Here is a 23470-nt window from a genome sequence, read left to right as displayed (position 1 = left end):
GAACGCGGCGCCGCCCAGCGCCGCGGCGCCCACGGCCCACGTGGCGTTACGCAGCCAGGCGCGGCGCGCGACGTTTGCCGGCGCGTTGTCGTCGTTGAAATGGTTCATCGCTTCCCCTGAAACGTGATGTGTTATGTGTCGAGACCCAGCAGCGCCAGCACCTGCCGGCGCAACGCGACGAGCGCCGGATCGTCGCGATGCCGTGGATACGGCGCGTCGTTGCGCACCTCCGCGACGATGCGCGCCGGCCGCTCGCTGAGCACGATCACGCGATTCGCGACATACAGCGCTTCCTCGACGTCGTGCGTGACGAGCAGCACCGAAAAGCCTTGCGCCTGCCATAGCTGCACGAGCTCGGCCTGCATGCGGATGCGCGTCAGCGAATCGAGCTTGCCGAACGGTTCGTCGAGCACCAGCAGTTGCGGATCGTTGACGAGCGCGCGCGCGAGCGCCGCGCGCTGCGCCATGCCGCCCGAAAGCTGATGCGGGAACGCGCTCGCGAACGCGGCCAGGCCGACCAGCTCGAGCGCGGCATCGATGCGCTTGCCGGCGTCGCGCGTCGCGCGCCGGGCCGCGGGGCCGAGTCCCACGTTGTCGCGCACGGTGCGCCACGGAAACAGCGTCGGGTCCTGAAACACGACCACGCGCGACGGGTCGGGTCCGCTCACCCGCTCACCGCCGGCGTGAATCGCGCCCTGTGCCGGGGCTTCGAGGCCGGCCACCAGCCGCAGCAACGTCGATTTGCCGCAACCGCTCGGGCCGAGCAGCGCGACGAACTCGCCGGGCTCGATCGTGAGGCTGATGTCGTCGAGCACGGGCAACGCGGCGCCTCGCAGCGCAAACCGGTGACTGACGTTGCGCACGTCGATGCGCGCGCCTTGCCGCCCATCGGCGGCGAACGGCTTCGGCGAGGCGGCTACCATTTCAGCATTCCTTTCTGCCATGCGAGCAGACGGTCGCGCACGCGGAACAGCAGCGTGATGAGCCCGGAGCACATCAGCGCCATCACGAGCAGCGCCGCATACATGTTCGGATAGGCGGCCCAGCCCTGGGCCCATTGCAGATACCAGCCGAGGCCGGCCTTGACGCCCATCATCTCGGCGACGATCAACACCGCGAACGACGCGCCGAGCCCCATGAACAGGCCCACGAAAACGGACGGCAACGCGGCGGGCACGGCGACGCGCAGGATCAGGAACGACGGCGTCGCGCCGAGCGTGCGCGCCACGTCGTAGTAGGCGGAATTGACGCTCGCGACGCCGGACCACGTGAGCACGGCAACCGGAAACGCGGTGGCCAGCGCGATCAGGAACACGCTCGCACTGAAGCTCGACGGAAAGAAGAAGAACGCGAGCGGCAGCCACGCGGTGGCCGGCAGCGGCCCGATCAGCCGCAGCACCGGGTGCAGCCAGTAGCCGATCGCCTTCGACCAGCCGATCGCGACGCCGGTCACGAAGCCCGTCAGCGCGCCCGCCGCATAGCCGTAGGCGAGCAGCACGAACGAATGCGCGACGCTCGCCGCGAGTCGAGGCAGATCGTCGGCATACACGGCGATCAGCGCCTGCGGCGGCGCGAAAAACGGACGCGGCAGCCATTCGAGTTGCGCCGTGACGACTTCCCATAGCGTGATCGCGACCGACAAGGCGAGCAGCCACGGCGCCGCGTCGAGCCAGGCCCGCAGACGTCCGCTCGCCGAGTTCGGCCTGACTTTCGCCGCCGTGCCGGCGCGCCGGCCGGCCACGCCGATGGCCAGCGATATCGCCGCGAGCACGAGTTTCAGGATCAGCAGCTCGCGCGTGTACGGCCAGTCGTCGAGCGCGGGCCACCATTGCGTGAGCGCCGCGCCGGCGAGCCAGCCGAGCGCGGCCAGCAGCGCGACGCGGCGCTTGCCGTGCTCGCGTGGCGCGGGTTCGGCGCCGGCGGGAAAACCGGCAAGCTCGAGACTCTGGGTCTGGGCAGACGTGGCGGGACGCTCCGTCAAGGCGAGATCATGCGTGGACAAGATGGGTCTCCGAAATGGCGCGCACGTCGATGCGGCGCGGCAGGATGGCATCGCGCCGCGCGCGGTCGGCGACTTTCTGTAGCGCGTCGATGTCACCGTCGGTGACGAAATGCTGTTTGAGCGACGCGCGCCTCGTGATCTGCCGCGCGGCATCGAGCGGCGAGCGCGTGAGCGTCGCGTAAATTTGCGCGTAGGCGTCGGGATTGGCGAGCGCCCAGTCGCCGGCGCGCTGGTAACGAAGCAGCAGGTCGGCGATCGCGGCGCGTTTGCGCGGATCCGCCAGCGCATCGCCCGATGCGGTGATAAAGCCGAGCCCGCTGTTGATGCCGGTGCCGTCGCGCAGAACCCGGCCACCGCGCTCTACCGCGATGCCGTAGTACGGATCGAAGGTCGCCCATACCTCGATCGCACCCGATGCGAACGCGGCAAACGCATCGACGGGCAGAATGAAACGCACCGTCACGTCGTCTTTCGACAGGCCCGCTTCAGCGAGCGCACCGTATAACTGGAACTGGGAAATGCTGCCGCGCGCCGACGACACGAAAACCGTGCGGCCCTTCAGGTCGGCGACCGTGCGAATCGTCGAGTGAGGGGCAACGAGAATGCCGAGTTGCGCGCCGGAACCGACACGCGTCGCGACGATTTTCAGCGACGGGTCGCCGACGGCCGCCGCGAGCACCGGCAGGTCGCCCGCCGGCGCAAGATCGACCGAGCCCGCGCGTTGTGCCTCGAACAGCGGCGCCGCGCCCTGGAAGTTGGCCCAGCGCCATGCGTAGGGCGTGCCGTCGAGTACCTTCGCCGCTTCGACGAGCGCCCGCGTGCCGCCCGCCTGATCGCCGAGCACGAGCGTTATGCCGTCTGCCGCGCTGGCGCCGCGCATGCCGGCGAGCACGGATGTCGTGGCGAGCGGCGCGACGACAAGCGAGCGCAGCAGCGTGCGCCGCCGTGTCGAAATGGACGTTGGAACAGATGCGGTCATAGGTCCTCGCTGTCGATATGCAACACAGCGTAGCGACGAAAAACCGCGCTGAGAATCATTCTATTTCGATATGTTTATATCGATTCAATATTTATGTTTTGCATTTTGTGATCCGTTCTGCAAAGCAATCAGGCTCGGGTTTGACGTTGGTCGGCGACATACGACGGGCTAGACGGTTAGTTGCCTTTCGACGCAAGCGAGCATCCCGCACATATAAAGCGTTTCGCCGCCGGCAATCGCATCAACCGGCGTTCCCGATCAACCCCACCACCGCGTCAAACAACGCACTCCCCGGCTCCGCCAACTCATGACGATATTGAAGTGATTCGAGTGCGTGTTCGGCACGAGCGAACCGGCAAGCCGCGCCGGCTGACGTCTTCATGAAACTGCAGCGTCTGATTCCTGAACCCGGTCGTCTCCAACCCACCCACCGACAGCACCAACGGCGGCGCCGTCCGCGGCAGACACAGCGCCGGACTCAGCAACGCCGCCTGATCATTCAAGCTCGGCCTGAATGCGACGCGCACCGTGTTTCATTCCGGACTCGAGGGTGCGAACGTGGACTTCAACAATTACGAAGCGTGGGTCGGTTACTACATCTCGCCCGCGTTGCAGATAGGTGGCGGCTACACGCTCACCGACGTCGACGAACACGCGACCGGCAACAAGCCGCGTTATCAGCAGGCGAATCTGATGCTCGATTACTTTCTGTCGAAACGCACCGACGTGTATGCGATGGCCGCCTGCCTCACCGGCAGCAGCGGCACGCACGCGCAGATGGACTATGTGACGGCCGCGTCGTCGAATAACCGGCAGGCGCTCTGGCGAGTGGGGATCCGTCACAAGTTCTGAGATGCTTGTGACGATGCGGTTTTGAGCGTCGCTATGTGTGGTGCAGCGGGCGGCGTTGGGTTTGCTCGTCCCGCCGCCTGCTTCAATGGCCGTTCGCCAGCGCCAGGCTCAGGAACGGCAAGCCCGCGCGGCAACCCGCGTCGACGAGACGCTTGCAATGCTCGAACCCGGCGATGCGGTAGTCGAAGAAATAGCAAGCCGTCGCGCGTTTTTCCGCATAGAAGGTGTCGTCCTTGCCGGCACCTTCCGCAATGCGCAGCGTGCGGGCCCATGCGTAGGCAAGCAGCAGCCAGCCGATCATCGCGAGGTAATCGTCGGCGACGCGATAAGGCAGTTCCTTGTCGTGAGTACTTTGCTCGAGGATCTTCCCGGTGATCTGCCATGCGTCTGTACACAGTACTTCGAGCGTCCGCGCCGCACTTGCAACTTCCGCATGCGCGGTGCCAGCGCGCTCGCATTCACGCGCCTCGCCGCGGATGTGCACGAGCAGTTCGCGCAGTTTCTCGCCGCGATCGCCGATTGTCTTGCGCACGAGCAGATCGATCGCCTGAATCTGGTTCGTGCCTTCGTACAGCATCGACACACGGCTGTCGCGCACCGATTGCTCGATACCGTATTCGTGGATATAGCCGTAGCCACCGAACACCTGCAATGCGTTCGATGCCGCGTCGAATCCATTCGCCGTGAAAAACGCCTTGGCTACCGGTGTCAATAGCGAAGCAAAGCGCTCCGCCTTCGCGCGCTCGATTTCATCCGGATGATGCGCGGCGATATCGAGCCACTGCCCGATCCAGAAGCCGATCGCGCGCTCGCCTTCGACCACGCAGCGCAGATCGAACAGAATGCGCCGCAGCGCCGGATGCAGCACGATCGGCGCGGGTTGCGCAGGGTCGCCCGTGTAATCGGCGGGTGCGGCGACGGCGCGCATCTGCGTGCGCTCGCATGCATAGGCCGCCGCGCGTTGCCACGCACTTTCGGCATGCGCGACACCCTGCATCGCTACCTGCAAACGCGCCGCGTTCATCATCACGAACATCGCGGCCAGACCGCGATGCGGTTCTCCGATCAGCCAGCCGAGCGCGTGCTCGAATTGCATCGTGCAGGTGGGGCTCGCCTTCAGGCCCATCTTCTTCTCGATGCCCTCGCAATACACGCCATTGCGCACCGGTTCCGCGGAGCCGGTTTCATCGATCCATTTCGGCACCAGAAACAACGACAGTCCACGCGTGCCTGCCGGCGCATCGGGCAACCGCGCCAGCACCAGATGCACGATGTTGTCGGTGAGATCGTGATCGCCGCCGCTGATGAAGATCTTGCTGCCGCTGATCCTGAACGCGTCGCCTATGTCGTTGCGGAAATCGGCGTCGGGCACCGCCTTCGCGCGCAGCAGGCCGAGGTCGGTGCCCGCCTGCGGCTCGGTCAGGCACATCGTGGTCAGCCATTCACCGCTGGCGATTTTCGACAGATAGCGCACCTTCAGGCGTTCGGCGCCGTGAGCCCGCAGGCACGCACTCGCGCCATGCGTGAGGCCCGGCGACATCAGCCATGCGTGATTCGCGGCGGCCAGCATTTCGTGCAGCGCCACTTCGAGCAATTGCGGCAGGCCCTGCCCGCCCGCGTCAGTGCTTATCGCCAGTGCCGGCCAGCCGCCGTCGACATACGCGCGATACGAATCGCGAAAGCCCGCCGGCATCGTCACGTTGCCGCCTTCGAACCGACAGCCTTCGAGGTCGCCGCTGCCATTCAACGGCGCAACCTGTTCGCCGACGAAGCGCGCGGCTTCCTCGAGAATCTGCATGGCCGTCGCCGAATCGAGATCGGCCCAATCGGGCACGCCGCGCCAGACGGTTTCGGCGTTCAGCCATTCGTCGATCACGAAGCGCATGTCGCGCAACGGCGCGCGGTAAGAAGACGTCATTCCACTCTCCATCGACGGGCTCGCAGCCCGGCTCCTGGCGAGCATTTAATATCAGGTCACCTGATATGTAAAGTGGAATTTGCGCTACGGCATGGCTTACGGATGTTCGCCGGAGAGTTCGCGCGATCTTCGCGCACCCTCCGGATAACGGCAGGATGAGTCGGGAATCAGTCGGGGATCTCGGGCTCGACCAGCTTCGCCAGTTGCGTCAGCGATTCCTGCCAGCCGAGATAGCACATCTCGACGGGAATGACCTCGGGAAGGCCTTCCTGCACGATGGTCATTTCGGTTCCGCACGACACCTGCCGCAATGAAACGGTCGTGTACATCTGCCCGGGCAGGTTCGGATCGTCGAAATGGTCGGTGTAGCGAATCTTTTCGAACGGCACCAGCTCGAGATACTCGCCGCCGAACGATTGGACATTGCCGGAGCTGAAGTTACGGAACGACATCCTGTACGTGCCGCCGACCCGCGCTTCCATCTGATGAACCTGACACGTGAATCCGTATGGCGGCAGCCACTTCGCCATCGCGTCGGGTTCGAGGAAGGCACGATAGATGCGTTCAGGTGTCGCGCGCAGAACGCGGTGGAAATTGACGGTTCCGGTAGCCATGGTGATCGCCTTTCGCTGGGGTTGAACATACTCTCACGACGGGCCGGCGACGTGGTTATCGACATCCGGGAGACCAGGAGAAACCCGCAGAGGCTGCCTGCGCGCGAACGTTGCGCGTCGATGCCTACCCCTGCTTTTGCGCAAGCGGTTGCCCGACGACGAAGCGATGCCCGTCGGGCGTCGCGACCACACATTCGCGCATTGCGTACGGACGATCCGCGGGAGGTTCGAGAATGAGCGCGCCCTTGCGCGCGAATTCCTCGTGGAGGGCGTCGACATCGTCGACTTCCATATAGCCGAAGTAGCTGTGATCGCCGATTGCCGACGCCGGCGCGGCGTTCGGGCACGAGCCGAGCATGATGCGCACCTGCCCTCGCGACATCAGGCGCCAATCGGAGGCATCGGTCCACTCGGCGTGAAAGCCGAGCACGTCGCGGAAATAGGCGGCGCTGCGCTCGAGGTCCTGAACGGCGAGGACGAAGGCGAAGGGACGCAGTGTGTTAGGGATAGGCATAAGGGCTCCTCGAGACAGGTTGTCGCCGGACCGGACGCTTCAAACTTGCCGCTCAACCGGCTTCACGTGGCGCGTGCCCACATCGATCGCAGCTTGCCGGTCGCGAGAGCAGTGCCGACAAGAATAGTCGCACAGCCGAGCACCATCCGCGGCGTAATCTTCTCGTCGAGAAACATCGCGCCCCACAGCACGCCGAAGATCGGAATGAGGAATGTCACCGACGCCGCATAAGCCGACCCGACATGCTCGACCAGCCTGAAAAACAGCACATAGGCGAACCCGGTGCAAAGAATGCCCAGCGCGATCACGCACGCCCACGTCGAAAGTGCGACGCCATGACGTGGCCACGCGAGCAGCGCGAGAGGAACCAGCACGATCGAAGCGAAAAGCTGACTGCCGAAAGCCACCACAAAAGGCCGCACGCCCGCGAGCCGGCGTTTCGAATAATTGACCGCAAAGCCGTAGAAGAACGTGGCGAGCAGCGCCGCGCCAATCGCGAGTGGAACGCCTTTTGCACCGGCATCGAGCGTGTCCCACACCAGCACCACAACGCCTGCGAGCCCGACCAGCAGACCGAGCGCCTGAGCGCGTCCCATCGCGGACTGGAACAGGGTTGCCGCGATCAGCGCGGCCCACAGTGGCGTCGTCGCGTTCAATACGGAGTCGAGTCCGGCATTCAGATAAAGCGTCGAATAAGCCAGCAGACAGAATGGAATCGCGGAATTGGTCACGCCAACGACGAACAACGGCCATAACTTCGAACGGAATTGACTGCGTGCGTCCGCGCTCCGCAACGCCGGCATCAGCACCAAAGCCGCAATGCCGACCCGCAACGCAATCAGCGCAACCGGCCCGAATTCGGGCGTTGCAACGCGCATGAACAGAAAAGAGGCGCCCCAGATTGCGGCGAGCAGGAAGAGTTCGATAAGGTTCATGGCCGTGGAAATGGATTGACGTCGGAACATCGTCTGCGATGCGCAGGGCGGTATTTGCAAGCGGACCGGGAGCTGCGTATTGGATCAGCCGGCATTACCGGCATCGATCCTCGTGTTGGCGCCACACATGAAGCGTTGCGTAAGCTCGCCACGGCTGCCACTGGTCGGCGTGCCGGCTAAGTTCGGACGCGCTCGAATAGCCGAGTTGCTTCTTCAGCACCGCGTCCCCCTCGGGAAACGCATTAGGCCATCCCAGGGAGCGCATCGCGATGTATTGGACCGTCCACTCGCCGAGGCCGCGAATACGCCGAAGCGCGTGAAGCGTGTCTTCGAGCGGCGCGGCCGGCTCCAGCATGATCCTTCCCGACACGACTTCGCCAGCGAGTGCAACGATTGCTTCGGCGCGACCCCGCGCGATGCCCGCTTCCTGCAACGCGGAGACCGGCAAGCGGGAGAACGTTCCGGCGGACGGAAACGTCCGCGTCAATCCACAGGGAGCCGTTGTCCGCGTTCCGAAGCGTTCCGCGACGCGCGACAGGATCGTCCGGGCGTTGGCCACCGAACCGTGCTGTCCGACGATCGCTCTAACCGCGATTTCGAAGCCGTCCAGCGCGCCCGGCACACGCATGCCGGGATGCCCGCTCGCAAGCTCGCCGAGGTGCCCGTCGATCAGATCGGGACGCGCCGAGAGGTCGAACATGCGCCGGACCCTTGCGAGAACTTCCGCCAGCACCGGTATCACGGACACCGGTATCGCCACGTTGACCGCGAAGCGTTGCGGGTCGTTCGTTACGCTGATCCAGCCGATTAAGCTCTGCTCGCCTCTGTTTATTTCGATGACCCGCGTATAGCAATCGTCGCCGACGTCCTCGACGCCGCTGATCTGCCGCTGCCGGAGAAAGGCCTGCATGCCGGACCACGAAAACGGCGGCCGATATCCGAGCGCGAAAGAAAGCGTATCGGGCGGATTCGAGTCGATTGTCTTGCGGAATCGCCGCGGGTTCAGGCCGTATTTCTTCAGAAAGAGATCGTTGAATCTCCGCACGCTCCCGAATCCCGCCGCCAACGCGATCTGCGTGACCGGCAGGCGCGTGTCGGTCAGCAAGCGCTTGGCCATCAGCAAGCGCTGCGTCTGCGCAAATTCGACGATCGACACGCCGTATCCGGCGTCGAAAATGCGCCGCAAATGACGATCGGTCACGCCGACGCGCGCCGCCAGCGCCGGAATCCCCGCGGAGTTCAGGAAGCCCTCTTCGATGAGCGTCGCAGCCGATCGCGCGAGTTGAGCGGACACGTCGAGAAGACCGTTGCCGGGCGCCAGTTCGGGCCGGCAGCGCAGACACGGCCGAAAGCCCGCTTTTTCGGCGGCGGCCGCGCTCAGGAAAAAATGGCAGTTCTCGCGCTTCGGCGTCCGGACGGGACAGACCGGCCGGCAATAGATGCCCGTCGAAGAGACACCGACGAAAAACCAGCCGTCGAAACGACGGTCTCGCGTGAGCAGCGTCTGATAGCAGGTGTCCGGGTCGAGTCTCATGACTCAACTGTAGCCGAAGCCCGGCCGCGATTCTGGCCAGATTCGGACATGTGTATCGGCGCGGGTGGACTGCGTGAGTCAAGCCATCGAGGCCTCGAATACACGCCGGTAATTGCCGCCCAGCAGCAATTCGGTTTCCTGCTGCGAGAACCCGGCCGAAAGAAGCGCCGCCCCCAGCGACGGCAACTGCTCATAGCTACGGAAAACCGGCGGCGAAATAAAGCCGAGCATGTCCGTGCCGAGACCGACATGTTCGACGCCGACGACATCCGCCATTCTTCTGAAACCGTGCGCCATGCCATCGAGATCGTGGAACGTTCCGGAACTCGGCCAAACACCGATAACGCCGCCGGTATCGGCGATCACGCGCGCATGATCGGCGCTGATCAAACGGCTGCGCGCACCGGGATGCCCCGCCAGCGCCGTATGCGACAGCACCAGCGGCTTCGTCGTGACGGACGCGGCGCGCTTGACGAGATCGTACGTGCCGTGCGCGACGTCCACCACCATCCCGAGCGCGTTGCAACGGCGCACGACGTCCGCGCCGAAATCGGTGAGCCCGCCATGCACGGGTGCCTCGGTTTGTATGTCGCCGAGTTCATTGACGCGGTAATGCACCAGTTGAAGATGCCGTAACCGATGCTGTGAATACGCTTCGTCGACACGATCCAATCGGCCTTCGAGAAAATCCGCCCCCTCGGCCGAGATAATCACGCGCGGCTTCGACGTGTCCGTCGCTGCCAGCGTGGCGGCGCCTGTCACGACCTCAAGCTGTTCACGCCCGATCAGCTCCGTCGCGCGGACAAACTCTGCCTGGCCGAGCCGATAAAGCTCGCCCGGTTGCGGCGTGCGCCATGCCTCGAAGCGCTTGCGATCGGCGGACACGCGCGTGACGACCGTATCCGTGACGATAGCGAGGCAGATCACGTTCATGCCGCCCGCGCGCATCGATGCGCTCACCGGTGTCAGCGGCCGGTTCGCGCCGATCTTCGGATCTCGCGAAACGGTTATGTGGCCGGTGTGGGTGTGCATGTCGATGGTCAGCGCGCCCGCGGATGCCTGCCACCGCGCAGGCTCGCTATCGCCTGGCCGCGTGTCGTCGTGCGCGTCGGTGTATCCGGCAAAGCGTCCGGGCGCGCAAGCCGCAAGGCCGAACGCGGCGCTGGAAGCGAGAAACGCGCGGCGGCTCATTGCCGACGACTCCGGCACCCGCTCCGCCGATTCGAGCCGATAACGCCAGCCGGCCGGGTCGTCGACGAGCCGCATCAGACGGCCGCGCAAGCGGACCGGACCGCTTTCAGGCACGAGCGGATCGCACGACGTCACTTCGATACTACGAAGCGGATCGCGTGGCACGCAGCCGCCGCAGCACGGTTCGTCTTCCGTGAGCAGGAAATAGGTGGCCGCGCCCGCAGTCGGCTCGAGCGGAATCATCCATCCGCGAATTTCCACTGTCGCCGCATGCAGCGTGCACGCGGCGTCGCCGCGGATTTCACTCCATAACGATTGCGCCGGGATGCACGCGTCATCGGTTCGCATGGGCTGTTTCCTCGCCGCATTGGCGCAGGCCTTTAACGGCTCGTCACCTGACTGGAAGATAATCGAGGATATCAGCGCGTGCTTTCGCGTTGCCTGCAATGGATGCCGATCATCACCTTTCTATCTATCCGGAGATGCACCGTGATCTCACATATCTTTATCGGCGTGAACGACTTCGATCGCGCATTCGAATTCTATTCGACCCTGATGCGGGAACTCGGTCACTCACTCAGGTTCTGCGAGCGTGACAAACCATGGGCCGCCTGGATGACGACGGAAGCACCGCGACCGCTATTCCTTATCGGCAAGCCTTACGACGGCAATGCGGCATACGGCGGAAACGGTCAGATGGTGGCATTGCTCGCGCGTGACAGGCAGACGGTCGATCGCGCCCACGCGCAGGCAATCGCGAACGGCGCCACGTGCGAAGGGCCTCCCGGACTGAGGCCGCAGTATCACCCGCACTATTACGGGGCGTACTTCCGCGACGCCGATGGCAACAAGCTTTGCGTGTGCTGTCACGATCAGCCGCGCTAGCCGTCCGCACACCCGGCGCGAATCCCGCTCCGTTCAATCGTCCATCGGCCGATCGTTCGGATGCTCGAACACCGCCTTCATCGTATCGCTCATCGGCATATCGAGGTTGATGCCCTTCGGCGGAATCGGCGACATGAACCACGTTTTATAGAGCTTCTCGCCCTCGCCACCCTGTTCGATCTTCGCAATCGTACGGTCGACAATTGCCTTCATCGCGGTATCGCCCTTCGGCAACATGCACGCAATCGCTTCGTGCGTCTGCGGCTCGCCTGTCACCACGTAATCGGCCGGATTGCCCGAGGTCGCCCGCTCCGCGGACAGCACGTCCGAATCCATGAAGAAGGCCTGCGCACGTCCCGTCTCGAGATTCAGGAACGAACCGCTGTGATCGCGCGCGGACAGAATCGTGATGTTCGCGTGCTTCTCCTCGACGTACTTGCGCAGAAAGCGCTCCGACGTGGTACCGGCCGTCACCGCAACCGTCTTGCCGTTCAGATCGTTGAACGAGTGAATGCCGGAATTGGTCCTGGTAAGCAGCCGTGTTTCAGTCACTGAGATCGTGTCGGAAAATCCGACCTGCTGCGCACGCTCCCTGTTATTGGTGGTGCCGCCGCATTCCAGATCGATCGTGCCGTTCTGCATCAACGGTATGCGGTTTTGCGCGTTGACCGGAATCATGCGCACCTGTAGCGACGGCGCGTTGATCGCCTGCTGGATCTCCTTGACGATTTCCTGCGCAATATCGCGCGAATAGCCGACGACCCTTTGCTCGTTGTCGTAGTACGAATAGGGCAACGACGATTCGCGGTAGCCGAGCACGATGGTATTGCGCGACTTGATATCCGCGAGCCGCCCCGTCAGATCCTGCGCGTACGCGCCGAAAGTAAAACAGCTTATCAACAGCGCCGGAATCGCGCGTCGTATCAACGTATGCATGGTTGTCTCCTTGTTTATTGTCAGATTCCATTCATGCCCGGGCTTGCAGCGATTCGCACGCGATCGCGATGCGCCGGCATCCTTCCTGCAACTGTTCGTACGATGTCGCAAACGAAATCCGGAAGGCGGGCGACAGACCGAACGCGGCACCCTGAATCACGCCGACGTCCTGCGTCTCCAGCAGGTACATCACGAAGTCGCCATCGTTGGCGATCACGCGTCCGTCAGGCGCGCGTTTGCCGATTACGCCGGCGCACGACGGATACACATAGAACGCTCCCGTCGGACGCGGACAATAGAGCCCGTCGATTGCATTCAGGCTGTCCACCACGAGATCCCGCCGTCGCTGGAATTGCGCGCGCCAATCCGCCAGAAAATCCTTTGGCCCGCTGAGTGCCGCCAGCGCGGCAGCCTGGCTGATCGCCGAAGGGTTGGTCGTGCTTTGCGACTGCAATTTCGCCATCGCCTTGATGAGTGTCTTCGGACCGCCCGCAAAGCCGATCCGCCAACCGGTCATCGCATAGGCCTTCGACACCCCGTTGATGGTCAGCGTGCGCGCCTGAAGCCGCGGATTGCACTGCGCGAACGTCGCGAATTTCAGGCCGTCGTAAATCAGGTGTTCGTAGACGTCGTCGGTCAGGATCCACACATGCGGATGGCGGTTCAGCACCTCGCCCAGCGCGACCAGTTCGCTTGCGGTATAGGACGCACCCGTCGGATTGCACGGCGAATTGAGCACCAGCCATTTGGTTCGCGGCGTAATCGCGGCTTCCAGTTGCGCCGGTGTCAGCTTGTAGCCGCTGTCGACGTCGCATTCGACGATGACGGGCTGCCCGCCATTGAGCAGCACCATGTCCGGATACGACACCCAGTAGGGCGCCGGCACGATGACCTCGTCGCCGTCGTCGACCGTGCAGGTCAGCGCATTGAAGATGACCTGCTTGCCGCCGTTGCCGACGCTCACTTCATCCTGCGCGAACACCAGGCCGTTCTCGCGTTCGAACTTCTCGCGAATCGCCCGCTTCAATTCGGGCGTGCCGTCGACCACCGTATAGCGCGTCTTGCCGCTTTTCATCGCGTCGTAGGCGGCTTCGATGATATGCGGCGGCGTATCGAAATCCGGCTCGCCGACGGTCAGCCCGATGATCTCCCGTCCCGCCGCGCGCAGTTCCTTGACCCGCGCGGTCGCCATCGAACTCGGCGACGGCTTGATCCGGTCGAGGCGCGCTGCAATCAGTTTCATGTCAGTCCTTTGGCTTCTGGTGCCTTCCGCCGCAAGTGCCTTTTACGCAATCACGCCGCGCTCTTTCAGGTATGCGTCGATCCAGCTGCGCTTGTCCTGTCCGGCGAGAATCGCCTCCTTGCGCTGTTGTTCGCGCCGCGCCTGCGCGCGCGCCGCCTGCAGTACTTCGCCGAGCCGAGCCGTAGGCACGGCGACGAGACCGTCTTCGTCGCCGACGATCAGATCGCCCGCTTCGATCACGAGACCGCCGATGGCAACCGGCACGTTGATTTCGCCCGGCCCTTCCTTGAACGGTCCGCGATGCGTATTGCCGCGCGCGAAGCACGGAAAGTCGGCGTGATGGAAAGCCGCGATATCGCGGATCGCGCCGTCGATCACGAAACCCGCGACACCGCGCACCTGCGCGTGCATCTGCATCAGTTCGCCGACCAGCGCCTGCGTCACGTCCGCGCCGCCGTCGACGACGATCACGTCGCCGGGCGCGGCGATATCGATCGCCTTGTGGATCATCAGGTTGTCGCCGGAGCGCACCTTGACCGTCAACGCGCGACCGACGAGTTTTTTCTCGCGGTGATACCGCCTCAATCCGGTCACCCCGCACAGGCGGTGCATGTTGTCGCTGATATGCGGAGTGGCGATCGAGCGGAATGCGTCGACCATGTCGGCCGGAATCGCCTCGGGCATCGGCAATATCCTGAATCCCAACTGATCGGGATGGCTCATGGGTTTCCTCCTGAACAGGTTCGAATCAGAAATGCGGATGCCGGCGCAGATACGGAACCAGCCCGCCCGCATCGAGAATCGCGAGCATGTCCGGTGCAATCGGCGCGGCCCGCAACGGCCCGGTCATGCCATCGCAGTGCACGACGACGCCGGCGCCTAATTCGATGTGCAACGCGCTGCCCTCTTCGATCCGGCTCGTGTCGCACTCGATCGGATAGAGTCCGTTGTTCACCGCGTTGCGGAAATAGGTGCGCGCGAAACTCTGAGCGAGCACGATCTTGATGCCGGCACCGACGACAGCCGTGACCGCGACTTCCATCGCCGAGCCGCAGCCGAAGTTCCTGCCGGCGACGAGAATGTCGCCCGCGCGGATCGACGCCGCGAATTCAGGCGCGATCGTCTCGAACAGATACTGTTTCAGCACCGCCGGATCGAGCGATTCCCGTTTACGCCGCGACGAAATGATGTAGTCGGTATTGACGTTGTCGCCGAAGCATCGGGCAATGCCGTGGATTGAAGTTGTCATGTCGATTGGCGGCCCGCAACGAGCATGCGTGGACTCGCGATGCGGCCGGCGACCGCGCTCGCCGCGCATACCTCCGGAGACGCGAGAAAGATATTGGCGCCCGGATTGCCCATGCGCCCCTTGAAATTGCGGTTCGCGGTGGAAATGACATTCGCGCCGTCCTCGGGAATCGCCCCGCTCGTTCCGCAGCACGCGCCGCAACCCGGCGTCACGATGACCGCGCCGAACCCGATCAGCTCGGCCAGTTCGCCGCCCTGCGTCAGTTCCAGCAGGACCTCGCGCGAGGCCGGCGTCACCACCAGTTGCACGCCGTCGGCAGGTCCGCCGAATTCGCGGAATACGTTCAGCGCCTGACGGAAGTCCTTGGTCCGGCCGCCGGTACAGGTGCCGAGAAACACCATCTGCACCGGCGTCGGCTCGAGCGACGTGACACCGACGTTGCCGGACACCGCATGCGGCAGCGCCACGAACGGCTCGAGCGTCGCGAGATCGATGTCGAGCGTGCGCGAATAGAGCGCGTCCGGATCGGCGCCGAGCGCGCCGGAGAAGTCGTTCACGCGCCCTTCGAGATAGCGCCGGCAGGCGTCGTCGAACGGGAAGATCGCGTTCTTCGCGCCGAACTCGACCGACATATTGGCGACCACCAGACGATCCTCGAAATCGAGGCTTCGCACGCCGTCGCCATCGAATTCGAGCGTTTCGTAGGTCGCGCCGTCGGTGCCGAGCAGTTGCGCGAGATAAAGCGCGAGATCCTTCGGATAGACGCCTTGCGCAAGCCGGCCATGCAGCCTCACGCGAATCGATGCCGGCACCTTGAGCCAGACCTTGCCGGTCTTCATGACACCGGCCAGATCCGATGAACCGATGCCGGTCGCAAAGCAGTTCGCCGCGCCATACGTGACCGCATGGCTGTCCGCGCCGACGAGCAGACGCCCTGGCGCGGCAAAGCCCTTTTCGACGACGAGCTGATGACCGATCCCCTCGCCGATATCGAATAGGCGTATACCCTGTTCTTTCGCGAAGCGCCGGATGCCCGCCTGTAACAACGCCGCTTTCGGGCTCGGCGCCGGCGCGTAGTGATCGAGCGCGAAGAGCAGCCGCTGCGGCGCGTGTACACGGCCACCGCCCATCGCGTCGAAGTAATCGACCGCCATCGGAATCGAACCGTCGGTGCCCAATGCGCAATCGACCTCGCAGATCACGACGTCGCCCGCGCGAACGTCGCGGCCCGATTTTGCCGACAGAATCTTTTCCGACAGGGTTTTTCCCGACATGGCCTCGATCTCGCCGATTGGATGCCGCGTTGCTGAATCTCGGGTTAGCGTCCCGTGCAACGCGATATCGGCACAGTATGGCAAAGCCGTCGGCGGCGAACGCGGAGTAATCGGCATTGCGACCCATGAAAAAAATTCCTGCTTCGGGTGATACCGCTTGCCAGAAAACCCTCCGGCCATCGATACTGCGCGTTATCCCCTACCGGCGCGAATGCCCGGTCTTCTCGCCCACAACGATCTTCCGACCTCCGTGATCACGCTCAAGCAGCTCGAAGCGGTCTACTGGGTGGCCCGGCTCGGCACGTTCGCCGCCGCCGCGGATCGCCTGCATACGACGCAGTCCGCGATTTCGAAGCGCGTCAACGAACTGGAAGTGTTCTTCTCGACGCCGCTATTCGACCGCAGCCACCGCACGCCCCGCCTGACGCCGAAAGGCCGCGACCTGCTCGACACCGCGGAGGAAATGCTGCAATCGCGCGACCGGCTGCTCGAGCGGATGGGCAAGCAGGTCGAGGAAGTGCGGCGCTTCCGGATCGGCATTACCGAGCTGATCGCGCTGACGTTTCTGCCGCGTCTCGTGCGCGAAATCCGGCTCGCGTATCCGGCGCTGTCGTTCGAGCCTGAAATCGACGTCAGCACGAAACTGACTTCGCGGCTATTCGCCGGCGAGATCGACTTCATCATCGCGCCGACCGCGATCAGAACGCCGCGCTTCACGTCGATCCCGCTGCGCAAACTCCATCTCGACTGGATGGCGAGCCCGTCGCTGGTCAGTGAAACGCGCACGCTGTCGCTCGACGAAATCGCCGCGTGGCCGATCCTGATGCAGGCCGGCACGTCGGGCGTCGACGCGATCTACGAACGCTGGTTCGAGTCGAACAACGTATCGATCCGGCGCGCGTTTGCGGGCAACAGTCTGATCTCGCTGTGTTCGCTGACGATTGCCGGAGTCGGCGTCAGCTATCTGCCGGCACTTTATTTCGCGGACTTCGTCCGGCAACGCGAACTCACGGTATTGCATTCGCAGCCGGTGCTGCCGGCAGTGCGGTACTACGCGGTCTATCGCAACGACGGACCACAGCCGCTCTATTCGCATGTCGCGAGCCTGACGCGCGAGTTCTGCGATTTTTCGAAGCCGGATTTTCATCCATCGATGAAACACGGGAGCGCGTGAGTTCTCGCGCAAAGCTCGCGGCCCACTTTCGCACAAAGATCGAACAGCCGACTTTTGGAGTGCTAGGATGTGGCCCGCAACCCGGCGGGTTCCGTGCTTTCGCACCACACGCACGGGTTGCGGATCATGCGGCGAAGACGCGCCGTCGAACCGGCAATCTTCGCGAGCAACCCGAAGCAATTCCATGAGCGTGGAATCGTTGCGTTGCGCAGCCTGACACTCAAGCACAGAGGAGACACTCAATGAAAATTTCGAAGCTGCTCATAAGCGCGCTGGCTCTCTCGGCCTTCGGCTTCACCGCGGTCGCGGCGTACGCCGAAGATCTGCTCGACTCGGTCAAGCAGACGGGGGTGCTGAAGATCGGTCTGGAAGGCACCTATCCTCCGTTCGACTCGCGCAACAAGGACGGTCAGCTCGAAGGCTTCGACGTCGACGTCGCAAAGGCTGTCGCGGCGAAGCTCGGCGTGAAGCCGGAGTTCATTCCGACCGAATGGAGCGGCATTATCGCCGGGCTGCAAAGCGGCAAATTCGACGTGATCATCAATCAGGTCACGATTACGCCGCAACGCAAGCAGATTCTCGATTTCAGCCAGCCTTATACGTTCTCGGCCGCGCAACTGATCCAGCGGTCCGACGACAAGCGCGAGTTCAAATCGCTGGACGAATTCAAGGGCGACAAGAAGCTCGGCGTGACGCTCGGCACCAACTATGACCAGATGGCGCGCGCCGTACCGGGCATCAACGTGCTGACTTATCCGGGCGCGCCTGAAAAGCTGCGCGATCTCGCCTCCAGACGTATCGATGCGACGATCGACGACCGGCTGATGCTGCCGTACATCATCAAGACCTCGCAGTTGCCGCTGCGTCCGGGCGCGGTGTTGAAGGGCGCCGATCAGGAAATGGGCATTCCGTTCCGCCAGAACAACCCGAAGTTCGCGAAAGCACTCGATGATGCGCTGACCGAACTGAAGCAGGACGGCACGCTGAAAAAGATCTCGATGCACTGGTTCGGCACGGACGTGACCCGGCCTATCGCGCAGTAATGCGGATTAGCGCTGCCCCACCACCGCGCAACCCGTCTGCCGGTTTGCCGCGATATCGAGGGCAGCCTTCGCACCCTCCACCCGAAGTCTGCCCGGCAGCGCCACGCCGTTCTTGACCGCGGTCACCTCGGCAAGTATCGATACCGCAATTTCCGGTGGCGTGCGGCTGCCGATATAGAGGCCAACTGGCCCGCGCAGCCGGGCCAGTTCCGCTTTGCCGAGATTGAAATGGGTTGCGAGCCGCTCGCGCCGCGCGGCGTTGTTCCGGCGCGAGCCCAACGCGCCGACGTAAAACGCGGGCGTGCCAAGCGCCTCCAGCAACGCGAGGTCATCCAGCTTCGGATCGTGAGTGAGCGCGATCACGGCGCAGCGTTCGTCGAGTTTCATTTCGAGCACCGTGTCGTCCGGCATCGTGCGCACCAGCGTCACGTCGGGTACGTCCCACGTGTCGGTGTACGCCTCGCGCGGATCGCAGACGGTCACCCGATAGTCCAGTCCGGTCGCGATCTGGCAGAGATAGCGCGAGAGCTGACCGGCGCCGATCACGAGCATCCGGTAGCGCGGACCGTGCACGGTCAGTAGCCGGTGCCCGTCGAACTCGACACCGTCGGTCGAGTGCGCCGGCAGCAGGCTCGCCGTGCCGCTCGCCAGGTCGAGCGCGCGCGCGACGAGCTGCCCCGCGTCGACGCGGCGGCACAAAACGTCGATGCGGCTCGCGCGCGTGAGCGGCTCCGCCACGAGCTCGATCGTGCCACCGCACGGCAATCCGAATCGATGCGCGTCGTCAGCCGAGATACCGTACTTCAATGCTTCCGGAAGCGTCTGCGCGATACCGCGCCGCCGCACGCGGTCGATCAGGTCGTCCTCGATGCAGCCGCCGGACACCGAGCCGACCACCGATCCGTCATCGCAGATCGCAAGCATCGCCCCTTCCGGACGCGGCGACGAGCCCCACGTCCTGACCACGGTCACGAGCAGCACGCGGCGGCCGGATTCGATCCAGCGCACGCTCGCCTTCAGTACTTCGAGATTGACGCTGTCCATGAAGATGTCGTCTCCCGGCGTTCACCGGGAACGTCCCGGATGCACGGCTCAGCCCGATGCATTGCGCCGCCCTATTCCTGCTTCCACCGTTTCACGATGTCAGTCTCGATATCGAACAGATCGAGCAGGCGTCCCACCGTATGGTCCACGACTGCCTCCAGTGACCGCGGGCGCGAATAGAACGCAGGCACGAGCGGCGCGACTACCGCCCCCATCTCGGACAGTTGCAGCAATGTGCGCAGATGGCCGCTATGCAGCGGTGTTTCGCGCACGCCGAGCACGAGCCGGCGCCGCTCCTTCAATACGACGTCGGCCGCGCGACTCATCAGCGTGCTCGTCACGCCGGTTGCTATTTCGCTCATGGTCCTGACCGAACAGGGCGCGATCAGCATGCCCATCGTCCGGAAAGAACCCGAGGAAATCGCCGCGCCGATGTCGCCGGATGCGTACCAGACCGACGCCATTTCCCGTATGTCCGCGGCCTTGAAATCCGTCTCGTACGTCATCGTCAGTTCGGCGGCCTTGCTGAGGATCAGATGCGTCTCGACACCGGCCTGCCTGAGCACTTCGAGCGCCCGGATCCCGTACGCGACGCCCGATGCTCCAGTAATACCGACGACGATGCGTCGCGCTGCCATGCCGTTCATGGGCTTTCCATTTCAGAAACGTGTATGCAGGCCGATGCGAAACAGCGCCTGATTCGGCCCGCTCGACGCCGCGGTCGGACCGAGCAGACCGTTGATGTTCGCGTGGGCTCCGTCGTTCGCACGCTGCCACGCACCGATCGCATAGACCGACGTGCGTTTCGACAGCGCATAGTCGGCGATCCCGGCCACCTCGTTCGAGTGCTGGTTCTCCAGTTGGCCGTTGCCTTTCTGGTACATGTAGCTCAGGCCGAACGACCAGATCGGGGTGAGGTGATACATCGCGCCGGTCGAGTAGGCCGCGGCAGCCGCACCGTTCGCCACGTTGCGCACCGTCGTGATCAGCGCCGTCATGAAGACCGGGCCCCACGTATAGCGCGAACCGACTGCCGCGTTGCGAATCGTGACGTCCGGGCCGCCCATCGTGCCGAGATGCTTGGTGGTCGTATAGGCGGCGTCGGCCGAAAAAGTGCCGCGCTGGTAGCTGGTAAAGAAGCTCGATGCATTGCCGGCGCCGATCGAGCCCGCGACGTTGCCGAACCCATACATCGCGCCGAAATGGAAACCGCCGAACCTCGGCGATTCATACCTGACCGAATTGGCGATCGGCGTGCCGGTCAGGCGGCTCCAGTCGAAGCTGCCCGACGGATTGCCCGGAATGGCGAGCCCCGTGAACATACCCCCCGGATACATATAAAGGTGTCCGGAGATTTCGGCGGGCGAATCCGCCACCATGTCGCGCATGAAGTCGTACTGCTCACCGAGCGTCACGCTACCGTAACGATCGTTTGTCATGCCGACATACGCGGTCTTCGACCAGAGGTCCTGACCGGCGAGAATCGAACCGGTGCCGATAACGATCTGGTCACGCAACATGAAAATCGTTTTCCATCCATTGCCGAGATCTTCGGTTCCGCTAATGCCCCATATGTTCGGGGAATTCTGCCCGTCCTTGAACTGCAACGCCGAGTGGCCGCCCATATTGCTGATGTAAGTCACGCCTACATCCAGCAAACCGAATATCGTTACGCTGCTTTGGGCATTTGCATGGGTCGACGCAATGGCGAGCGCCGCCGCGCAGGCAGCCCGGGTCCACTTCTTTTCCAATTTAGTCTCCATATTTTTATTTCTCCGCACCACGACGGGCGGCGTGCGTTCCGATAGCGCACGTTTTCTTCTTCACATCCGCTATTCATCATCCGTATATCGAATGCTGAATAGCGCAACAACGATGCACGCGTTCACGCGCAACGCGATTACCGGGCAGCTCAATCTACTCGATACCAGTCAAGCATGCTCATCAGCGGTTCGTCCGACACCCGCAGCAGCATTGCATCGGTGCTTGCTTCGATGCTGTACTCATACCAGCCCGGGAGCGCAATCATGTCGCCCGTGCACCAATGGAATTCACGCCCCTCGACGCGCGTCACACCGTGGCCCCCGATCACCGTGAAGATGCGGTTGGCGGTGGTTCGCGCGCAGCGCCACCGCGCGCCGGCCATCAGATGCAGCACCACGCGGTCGAACGTCACGAGTTCCGGCGGCCCGAGCTTCAGGCTGCGCACGCCCGGCGCAATCTCGGCCGACTCGATGAGCCGCTGTCGATAATCCGCGTACGCGAACCGCATCGGCGAACGCGCGTCGACGCGCTCGCTTTTCTCCAGTGCGTCAGGATGAACCTCGAAGAACATCGGACCGAGATGCTGGACCAGCGGCGCATCGAGAAAATCGATCCAGTAACCCTCCTGGTCCGATTCGCTGAGGTGGCCGTGATAACAGCCGTTCGGCGTCAGCAGGATGTCTCCGGCTTCCATCGGGATCTTCACGCCGTCGACGATCGTGTACATGTTCGGCGCGCCCTCGAGCACGATGCGCATCGCGTTCGGCGTGTGCCGGTGGCTGCGTGCCGATTCATGCCCCTTGATCATCTGATACGCGCCGACCAGCGTGCGTACCGTCGCATAGTCGTTGCCCGGAATCGGGTTGGCCATGATCAGGTTACGGCGTTCGGCCCACTCGGTGCCGACGAGGCGTCCTGCCGCATGCAACGCAGCCCGCGCATCGCGATAACGCCAATGCGCGGGCACGAACACCTGCTTCGGTTGGGGGTACAACGAAGGCGTGGGCTTGGCCCATCCGTTCTTCATCTGGACATGATCGAGCAGCGCGTGCAATGCGGGCAGATCCTGCGCTGAATCGAAGTCGACTTCGGCATGCTCGGTTTGCGACATCGAAATCATCCTTTCGGTTGTATGCGAAGAACGGACGTCATCCGGATCCATCGCGCCGCGCGAGATTCCCGCCAGCACCATTTCGCATCACTTCGGACTTGTAATTCGCTATGCAAATTGAAATCTGTACAGCAAATTATATAGGTTCAAACTGGCATGTCAATTTGTTTCAGCGAATTCGCCACGCATCGAGTGGGCAACGATCACGGACGCAGGAAATCTGAATGCCCTTCAATTCACTCTGCGAATACGCTATCCTCGCCGTGAAAACACGAGGCGACCGGGCCGCGCTCCGTGTTCCGACGGCGCCGGCCGGTCGACATGTTTTCGCACACAAGAGGATCGCTAAATTGACCGAACGAAAAACACCCAGAAAAAAGACCGCCAGCACGCCTCGCGAAGACGCTCCGGAGAGAGATCGTCAGTTCGTGACCGCGCTGGCCCGAGGCCTCGACGTGCTGCGCTGCTTCACTCGCGCGACCCCGGCGCTCGGCACCGCGGATATCGCGCGGATGACCGGCCTCGCGCAGCCGACCGTCTGGCGGCTTTGCTACACGCTGATCCAGGAGGGTTATCTGGTGCAGACCGACCGCGGCGGCAGGTTGCGCCCCGGCATTTCGGTGCTGGGCCTCGGGCAGGGAGCGATCGCCAGCCTGCCGATAGCCGAACTGGCGCGGGACGACATGCAGGCGCTCGCGAGCCGCTACCAGTGCGCGGTCTCTCTGGGCATGCGCGATGGGCACTATATGGTCTACATGCAGCGCATGCAGGGTTCGCAGATCATCCTGCGCGATCTGGAAGTGGGCTCGCGCGTGCCGCTGTCGTCGTCGGCAACCGGCTGGGCCTACCTTGCCGGGCTGCCCGAAGACGAGCGCGAAAAAGTCTTCAAGGAGCTTCAGGAAATCGAGAAGAAGCAGTGGACCACGCTGCTGCCGAAGATCAAGCAATCCATCGCCCAGTACAAGCGCACCGGCTACATCGTCAACAAGGGATCGCTTCACGCGCAGATCAATGCGGTGGCGGTACCGGTGATGTCGTCGAACGGCGACGTGCTGCTGTCGCTGAGCGCGGGCGGTATCAGCCTCGTGTTCGACGACGCGACGCTCGTCAAGGTGGGCAACGAATTGAAGCGGCTCGCGGCCCGCTTCGCATCGGCGCTGGATACGATGAAATGACCGCCGGCTACCGCGCCCGACCTCGACATGATC

23 protein-coding genes are annotated in these 23470 nt (G+C 63.5%); 5 read left to right on the top strand and 18 right to left on the bottom strand.

Features of this window, described 5'->3' with window-relative positions; genetic code table 11:
• Positions 1–131: 131 nt before the first annotated feature.
• Genes QM685_RS15670 through QM685_RS15660 form a run of 3 tightly spaced genes read right to left on the bottom strand, consistent with a single transcriptional unit; the run spans position 132 to position 2981 of the window.
• Positions 132–923, bottom strand: coding sequence for an ABC transporter ATP-binding protein (locus QM685_RS15670; RefSeq protein ID WP_415117275.1), 792 nt, complete (start codon positions 921–923; stop codon positions 132–134).
• The gene (locus tag QM685_RS15665) at positions 917–2053 is read right to left on the bottom strand and encodes an ABC transporter permease (protein ID WP_415117274.1); all 1137 of its coding nucleotides are present in this window, start codon (positions 2051–2053) and stop codon (positions 917–919) included. Before QM685_RS15665 ends, QM685_RS15670 begins: the two co-directional genes overlap by 7 nt.
• Entirely contained in the window at positions 1989–2981 is a 993-nt protein-coding gene (locus QM685_RS15660) for an ABC transporter substrate-binding protein (RefSeq protein WP_415117273.1), read from the bottom strand. Before QM685_RS15660 ends, QM685_RS15665 begins: the two co-directional genes overlap by 65 nt.
• Positions 2982–3509: 528 nt before the next feature.
• On the opposite strand from QM685_RS15660, the gene QM685_RS15655 reads away from it, so the two are divergent.
• A complete protein-coding gene (locus QM685_RS15655; RefSeq protein WP_415117272.1) occupies positions 3510–3833 on the top strand; it encodes a porin in 324 nt (107 codons plus the stop codon).
• An 82-nt stretch (positions 3834–3915) separates the two neighbouring features.
• On the opposite strand, the gene QM685_RS15650 is transcribed toward QM685_RS15655, so the two are convergent.
• The 6 genes from QM685_RS15650 to QM685_RS15625 all read right to left on the bottom strand — a co-directional run bounded on the left by QM685_RS15650 (position 3916) and on the right by QM685_RS15625 (position 10887).
• Positions 3916–5751 (bottom strand): acyl-CoA dehydrogenase family protein, encoded by a 1836-nt coding sequence (locus tag QM685_RS15650; protein WP_415117271.1) that lies wholly within the window; start codon positions 5749–5751, stop codon positions 3916–3918.
• Between the two features lie 167 nt (positions 5752–5918).
• The gene (locus QM685_RS15645) at positions 5919–6365 is read right to left on the bottom strand and encodes an SRPBCC family protein (RefSeq protein WP_415117270.1); all 447 of its coding nucleotides are present in this window, start codon (positions 6363–6365) and stop codon (positions 5919–5921) included.
• Between the two features lie 124 nt (positions 6366–6489).
• Positions 6490–6879: a VOC family protein gene (locus QM685_RS15640; RefSeq protein ID WP_415117269.1), complete on the bottom strand. Its 390-nt coding sequence runs from the start codon at positions 6877–6879 to the stop codon at positions 6490–6492.
• Between the two features lie 62 nt (positions 6880–6941).
• A complete protein-coding gene (locus QM685_RS15635; protein WP_415117268.1) occupies positions 6942–7814 on the bottom strand; it encodes a DMT family transporter in 873 nt (290 codons plus the stop codon).
• Between the two features lie 94 nt (positions 7815–7908).
• Complete coding sequence (locus QM685_RS15630; RefSeq protein WP_415117267.1) at positions 7909–9348, bottom strand: AlkA N-terminal domain-containing protein; 1440 nt, start codon at positions 9346–9348, stop codon at positions 7909–7911.
• A 78-nt stretch (positions 9349–9426) separates the two neighbouring features.
• Entirely contained in the window at positions 9427–10887 is a 1461-nt protein-coding gene (locus QM685_RS15625) for a dipeptidase (RefSeq protein WP_415117266.1), read from the bottom strand.
• 141 nt (positions 10888–11028) lie between these two features.
• Between QM685_RS15625 and QM685_RS15620 the strand changes: the two genes are divergently transcribed.
• Positions 11029–11424: a VOC family protein gene (locus QM685_RS15620; protein ID WP_415117265.1), complete on the top strand. Its 396-nt coding sequence runs from the start codon at positions 11029–11031 to the stop codon at positions 11422–11424.
• Positions 11425–11457: 33 nt separating this feature from the next.
• Here the strand turns inward: QM685_RS15620 and QM685_RS15615 are convergent, their stop codons facing one another.
• The 5 genes from QM685_RS15615 to QM685_RS15595 are packed head-to-tail and all read right to left on the bottom strand — an operon-like array spanning position 11458 to position 16126.
• The gene (locus QM685_RS15615; protein WP_415117264.1) at positions 11458–12360 is read right to left on the bottom strand and encodes a transporter substrate-binding domain-containing protein; all 903 of its coding nucleotides are present in this window, start codon (positions 12358–12360) and stop codon (positions 11458–11460) included.
• 31 nt (positions 12361–12391) lie between these two features.
• On the bottom strand, positions 12392–13603 hold the full coding sequence (locus tag QM685_RS15610) for an aminotransferase class I/II-fold pyridoxal phosphate-dependent enzyme (protein ID WP_415117263.1): 1212 nt from the start codon (positions 13601–13603) through the stop codon (positions 12392–12394).
• 42 nt (positions 13604–13645) lie between these two features.
• Entirely contained in the window at positions 13646–14326 is a 681-nt protein-coding gene (locus QM685_RS15605; protein ID WP_415117262.1) for an RraA family protein, read from the bottom strand.
• Between the two features lie 25 nt (positions 14327–14351).
• Positions 14352–14852: an alpha-IPM isomerase gene (locus tag QM685_RS15600; protein WP_415117261.1), complete on the bottom strand. Its 501-nt coding sequence runs from the start codon at positions 14850–14852 to the stop codon at positions 14352–14354.
• Complete coding sequence (locus tag QM685_RS15595; protein ID WP_415117260.1) at positions 14849–16126, bottom strand: 3-isopropylmalate dehydratase large subunit; 1278 nt, start codon at positions 16124–16126, stop codon at positions 14849–14851. Before QM685_RS15595 ends, QM685_RS15600 begins: the two co-directional genes overlap by 4 nt.
• A gap of 211 nt (positions 16127–16337) precedes the next feature.
• Between QM685_RS15595 and QM685_RS15590 the strand changes: the two genes are divergently transcribed.
• The gene (locus QM685_RS15590; RefSeq protein ID WP_415117259.1) at positions 16338–17300 is read left to right on the top strand and encodes a LysR family transcriptional regulator; all 963 of its coding nucleotides are present in this window, start codon (positions 16338–16340) and stop codon (positions 17298–17300) included.
• A gap of 242 nt (positions 17301–17542) precedes the next feature.
• The gene (locus QM685_RS15585) at positions 17543–18343 is read left to right on the top strand and encodes a transporter substrate-binding domain-containing protein (RefSeq protein WP_415117258.1); all 801 of its coding nucleotides are present in this window, start codon (positions 17543–17545) and stop codon (positions 18341–18343) included.
• Between the two features lie 6 nt (positions 18344–18349).
• On the opposite strand, the gene QM685_RS15580 is transcribed toward QM685_RS15585, so the two are convergent.
• From QM685_RS15580 to QM685_RS15565, 4 genes are all read right to left on the bottom strand, one after another.
• Positions 18350–19387 carry an XdhC family protein gene (locus QM685_RS15580; protein WP_415117257.1) on the bottom strand — a complete coding sequence of 346 codons (1038 nt, stop codon included), beginning with the start codon at positions 19385–19387 and terminating at the stop codon, positions 18350–18352.
• 71 nt (positions 19388–19458) lie between these two features.
• Complete coding sequence (locus QM685_RS15575; protein WP_415117256.1) at positions 19459–20034, bottom strand: UbiX family flavin prenyltransferase; 576 nt, start codon at positions 20032–20034, stop codon at positions 19459–19461.
• Positions 20035–20046: 12 nt separating this feature from the next.
• The gene (locus QM685_RS15570) at positions 20047–21150 is read right to left on the bottom strand and encodes a porin (protein ID WP_415117255.1); all 1104 of its coding nucleotides are present in this window, start codon (positions 21148–21150) and stop codon (positions 20047–20049) included.
• A gap of 149 nt (positions 21151–21299) precedes the next feature.
• Positions 21300–22262: a cupin domain-containing protein gene (locus QM685_RS15565; RefSeq protein WP_415117254.1), complete on the bottom strand. Its 963-nt coding sequence runs from the start codon at positions 22260–22262 to the stop codon at positions 21300–21302.
• Between the two features lie 350 nt (positions 22263–22612).
• On the opposite strand from QM685_RS15565, the gene QM685_RS15560 reads away from it, so the two are divergent.
• Complete coding sequence (locus QM685_RS15560; RefSeq protein ID WP_415117253.1) at positions 22613–23437, top strand: IclR family transcriptional regulator; 825 nt, start codon at positions 22613–22615, stop codon at positions 23435–23437.
• Positions 23438–23470: the final 33 nt, after the last annotated feature.

Origin of the sequence: Paraburkholderia sp., assembly GCF_047605525.1 — a bacterium.
Classification (GTDB): Bacteria; Pseudomonadota; Gammaproteobacteria; order Burkholderiales; family Burkholderiaceae; genus Paraburkholderia.
This window is presented reverse-complemented; position numbering and strand designations above follow the sequence as displayed.

What these genes read in the sequence shown, in the direction of transcription:
- QM685_RS15670 (WP_415117275.1), bottom strand. Translation starts at nt 923, where the DNA reads ATGGTAGCCGCCTCGCCGAAGCCGTTCGCCGCCGATGGGCGGCAAGGC.
- QM685_RS15665 (WP_415117274.1), bottom strand. Translation starts at nt 2,053, where the DNA reads ATGCCATCCTGCCGCGCCGCATCGACGTGCGCGCCATTTCGGAGACCC.
- QM685_RS15660 (WP_415117273.1), bottom strand. Translation starts at nt 2,981, where the DNA reads ATGACCGCATCTGTTCCAACGTCCATTTCGACACGGCGGCGCACGCTG.
- QM685_RS15650 (WP_415117271.1), bottom strand. Translation starts at nt 5,751, where the DNA reads ATGACGTCTTCTTACCGCGCGCCGTTGCGCGACATGCGCTTCGTGATC.
- QM685_RS15645 (WP_415117270.1), bottom strand. Translation starts at nt 6,365, where the DNA reads ATGGCTACCGGAACCGTCAATTTCCACCGCGTTCTGCGCGCGACACCT.
- QM685_RS15640 (WP_415117269.1), bottom strand. Translation starts at nt 6,879, where the DNA reads ATGCCTATCCCTAACACACTGCGTCCCTTCGCCTTCGTCCTCGCCGTT.
- QM685_RS15635 (WP_415117268.1), bottom strand. Translation starts at nt 7,814, where the DNA reads ATGAACCTTATCGAACTCTTCCTGCTCGCCGCAATCTGGGGCGCCTCT.
- QM685_RS15630 (WP_415117267.1), bottom strand. Translation starts at nt 9,348, where the DNA reads ATGAGACTCGACCCGGACACCTGCTATCAGACGCTGCTCACGCGAGAC.
- QM685_RS15625 (WP_415117266.1), bottom strand. Translation starts at nt 10,887, where the DNA reads ATGCGAACCGATGACGCGTGCATCCCGGCGCAATCGTTATGGAGTGAA.
- QM685_RS15615 (WP_415117264.1), bottom strand. Translation starts at nt 12,360, where the DNA reads ATGCATACGTTGATACGACGCGCGATTCCGGCGCTGTTGATAAGCTGT.
- QM685_RS15610 (WP_415117263.1), bottom strand. Translation starts at nt 13,603, where the DNA reads ATGAAACTGATTGCAGCGCGCCTCGACCGGATCAAGCCGTCGCCGAGT.
- QM685_RS15605 (WP_415117262.1), bottom strand. Translation starts at nt 14,326, where the DNA reads ATGAGCCATCCCGATCAGTTGGGATTCAGGATATTGCCGATGCCCGAG.
- QM685_RS15600 (WP_415117261.1), bottom strand. Translation starts at nt 14,852, where the DNA reads ATGACAACTTCAATCCACGGCATTGCCCGATGCTTCGGCGACAACGTC.
- QM685_RS15595 (WP_415117260.1), bottom strand. Translation starts at nt 16,126, where the DNA reads ATGTCGGGAAAAACCCTGTCGGAAAAGATTCTGTCGGCAAAATCGGGC.
- QM685_RS15590 (WP_415117259.1), top strand. Translation starts at nt 16,338, where the DNA reads ATGCCCGGTCTTCTCGCCCACAACGATCTTCCGACCTCCGTGATCACG.
- QM685_RS15585 (WP_415117258.1), top strand. Translation starts at nt 17,543, where the DNA reads ATGAAAATTTCGAAGCTGCTCATAAGCGCGCTGGCTCTCTCGGCCTTC.
- QM685_RS15580 (WP_415117257.1), bottom strand. Translation starts at nt 19,387, where the DNA reads ATGGACAGCGTCAATCTCGAAGTACTGAAGGCGAGCGTGCGCTGGATC.
- QM685_RS15575 (WP_415117256.1), bottom strand. Translation starts at nt 20,034, where the DNA reads ATGAACGGCATGGCAGCGCGACGCATCGTCGTCGGTATTACTGGAGCA.
- QM685_RS15570 (WP_415117255.1), bottom strand. Translation starts at nt 21,150, where the DNA reads ATGGAGACTAAATTGGAAAAGAAGTGGACCCGGGCTGCCTGCGCGGCG.
- QM685_RS15565 (WP_415117254.1), bottom strand. Translation starts at nt 22,262, where the DNA reads ATGTCGCAAACCGAGCATGCCGAAGTCGACTTCGATTCAGCGCAGGAT.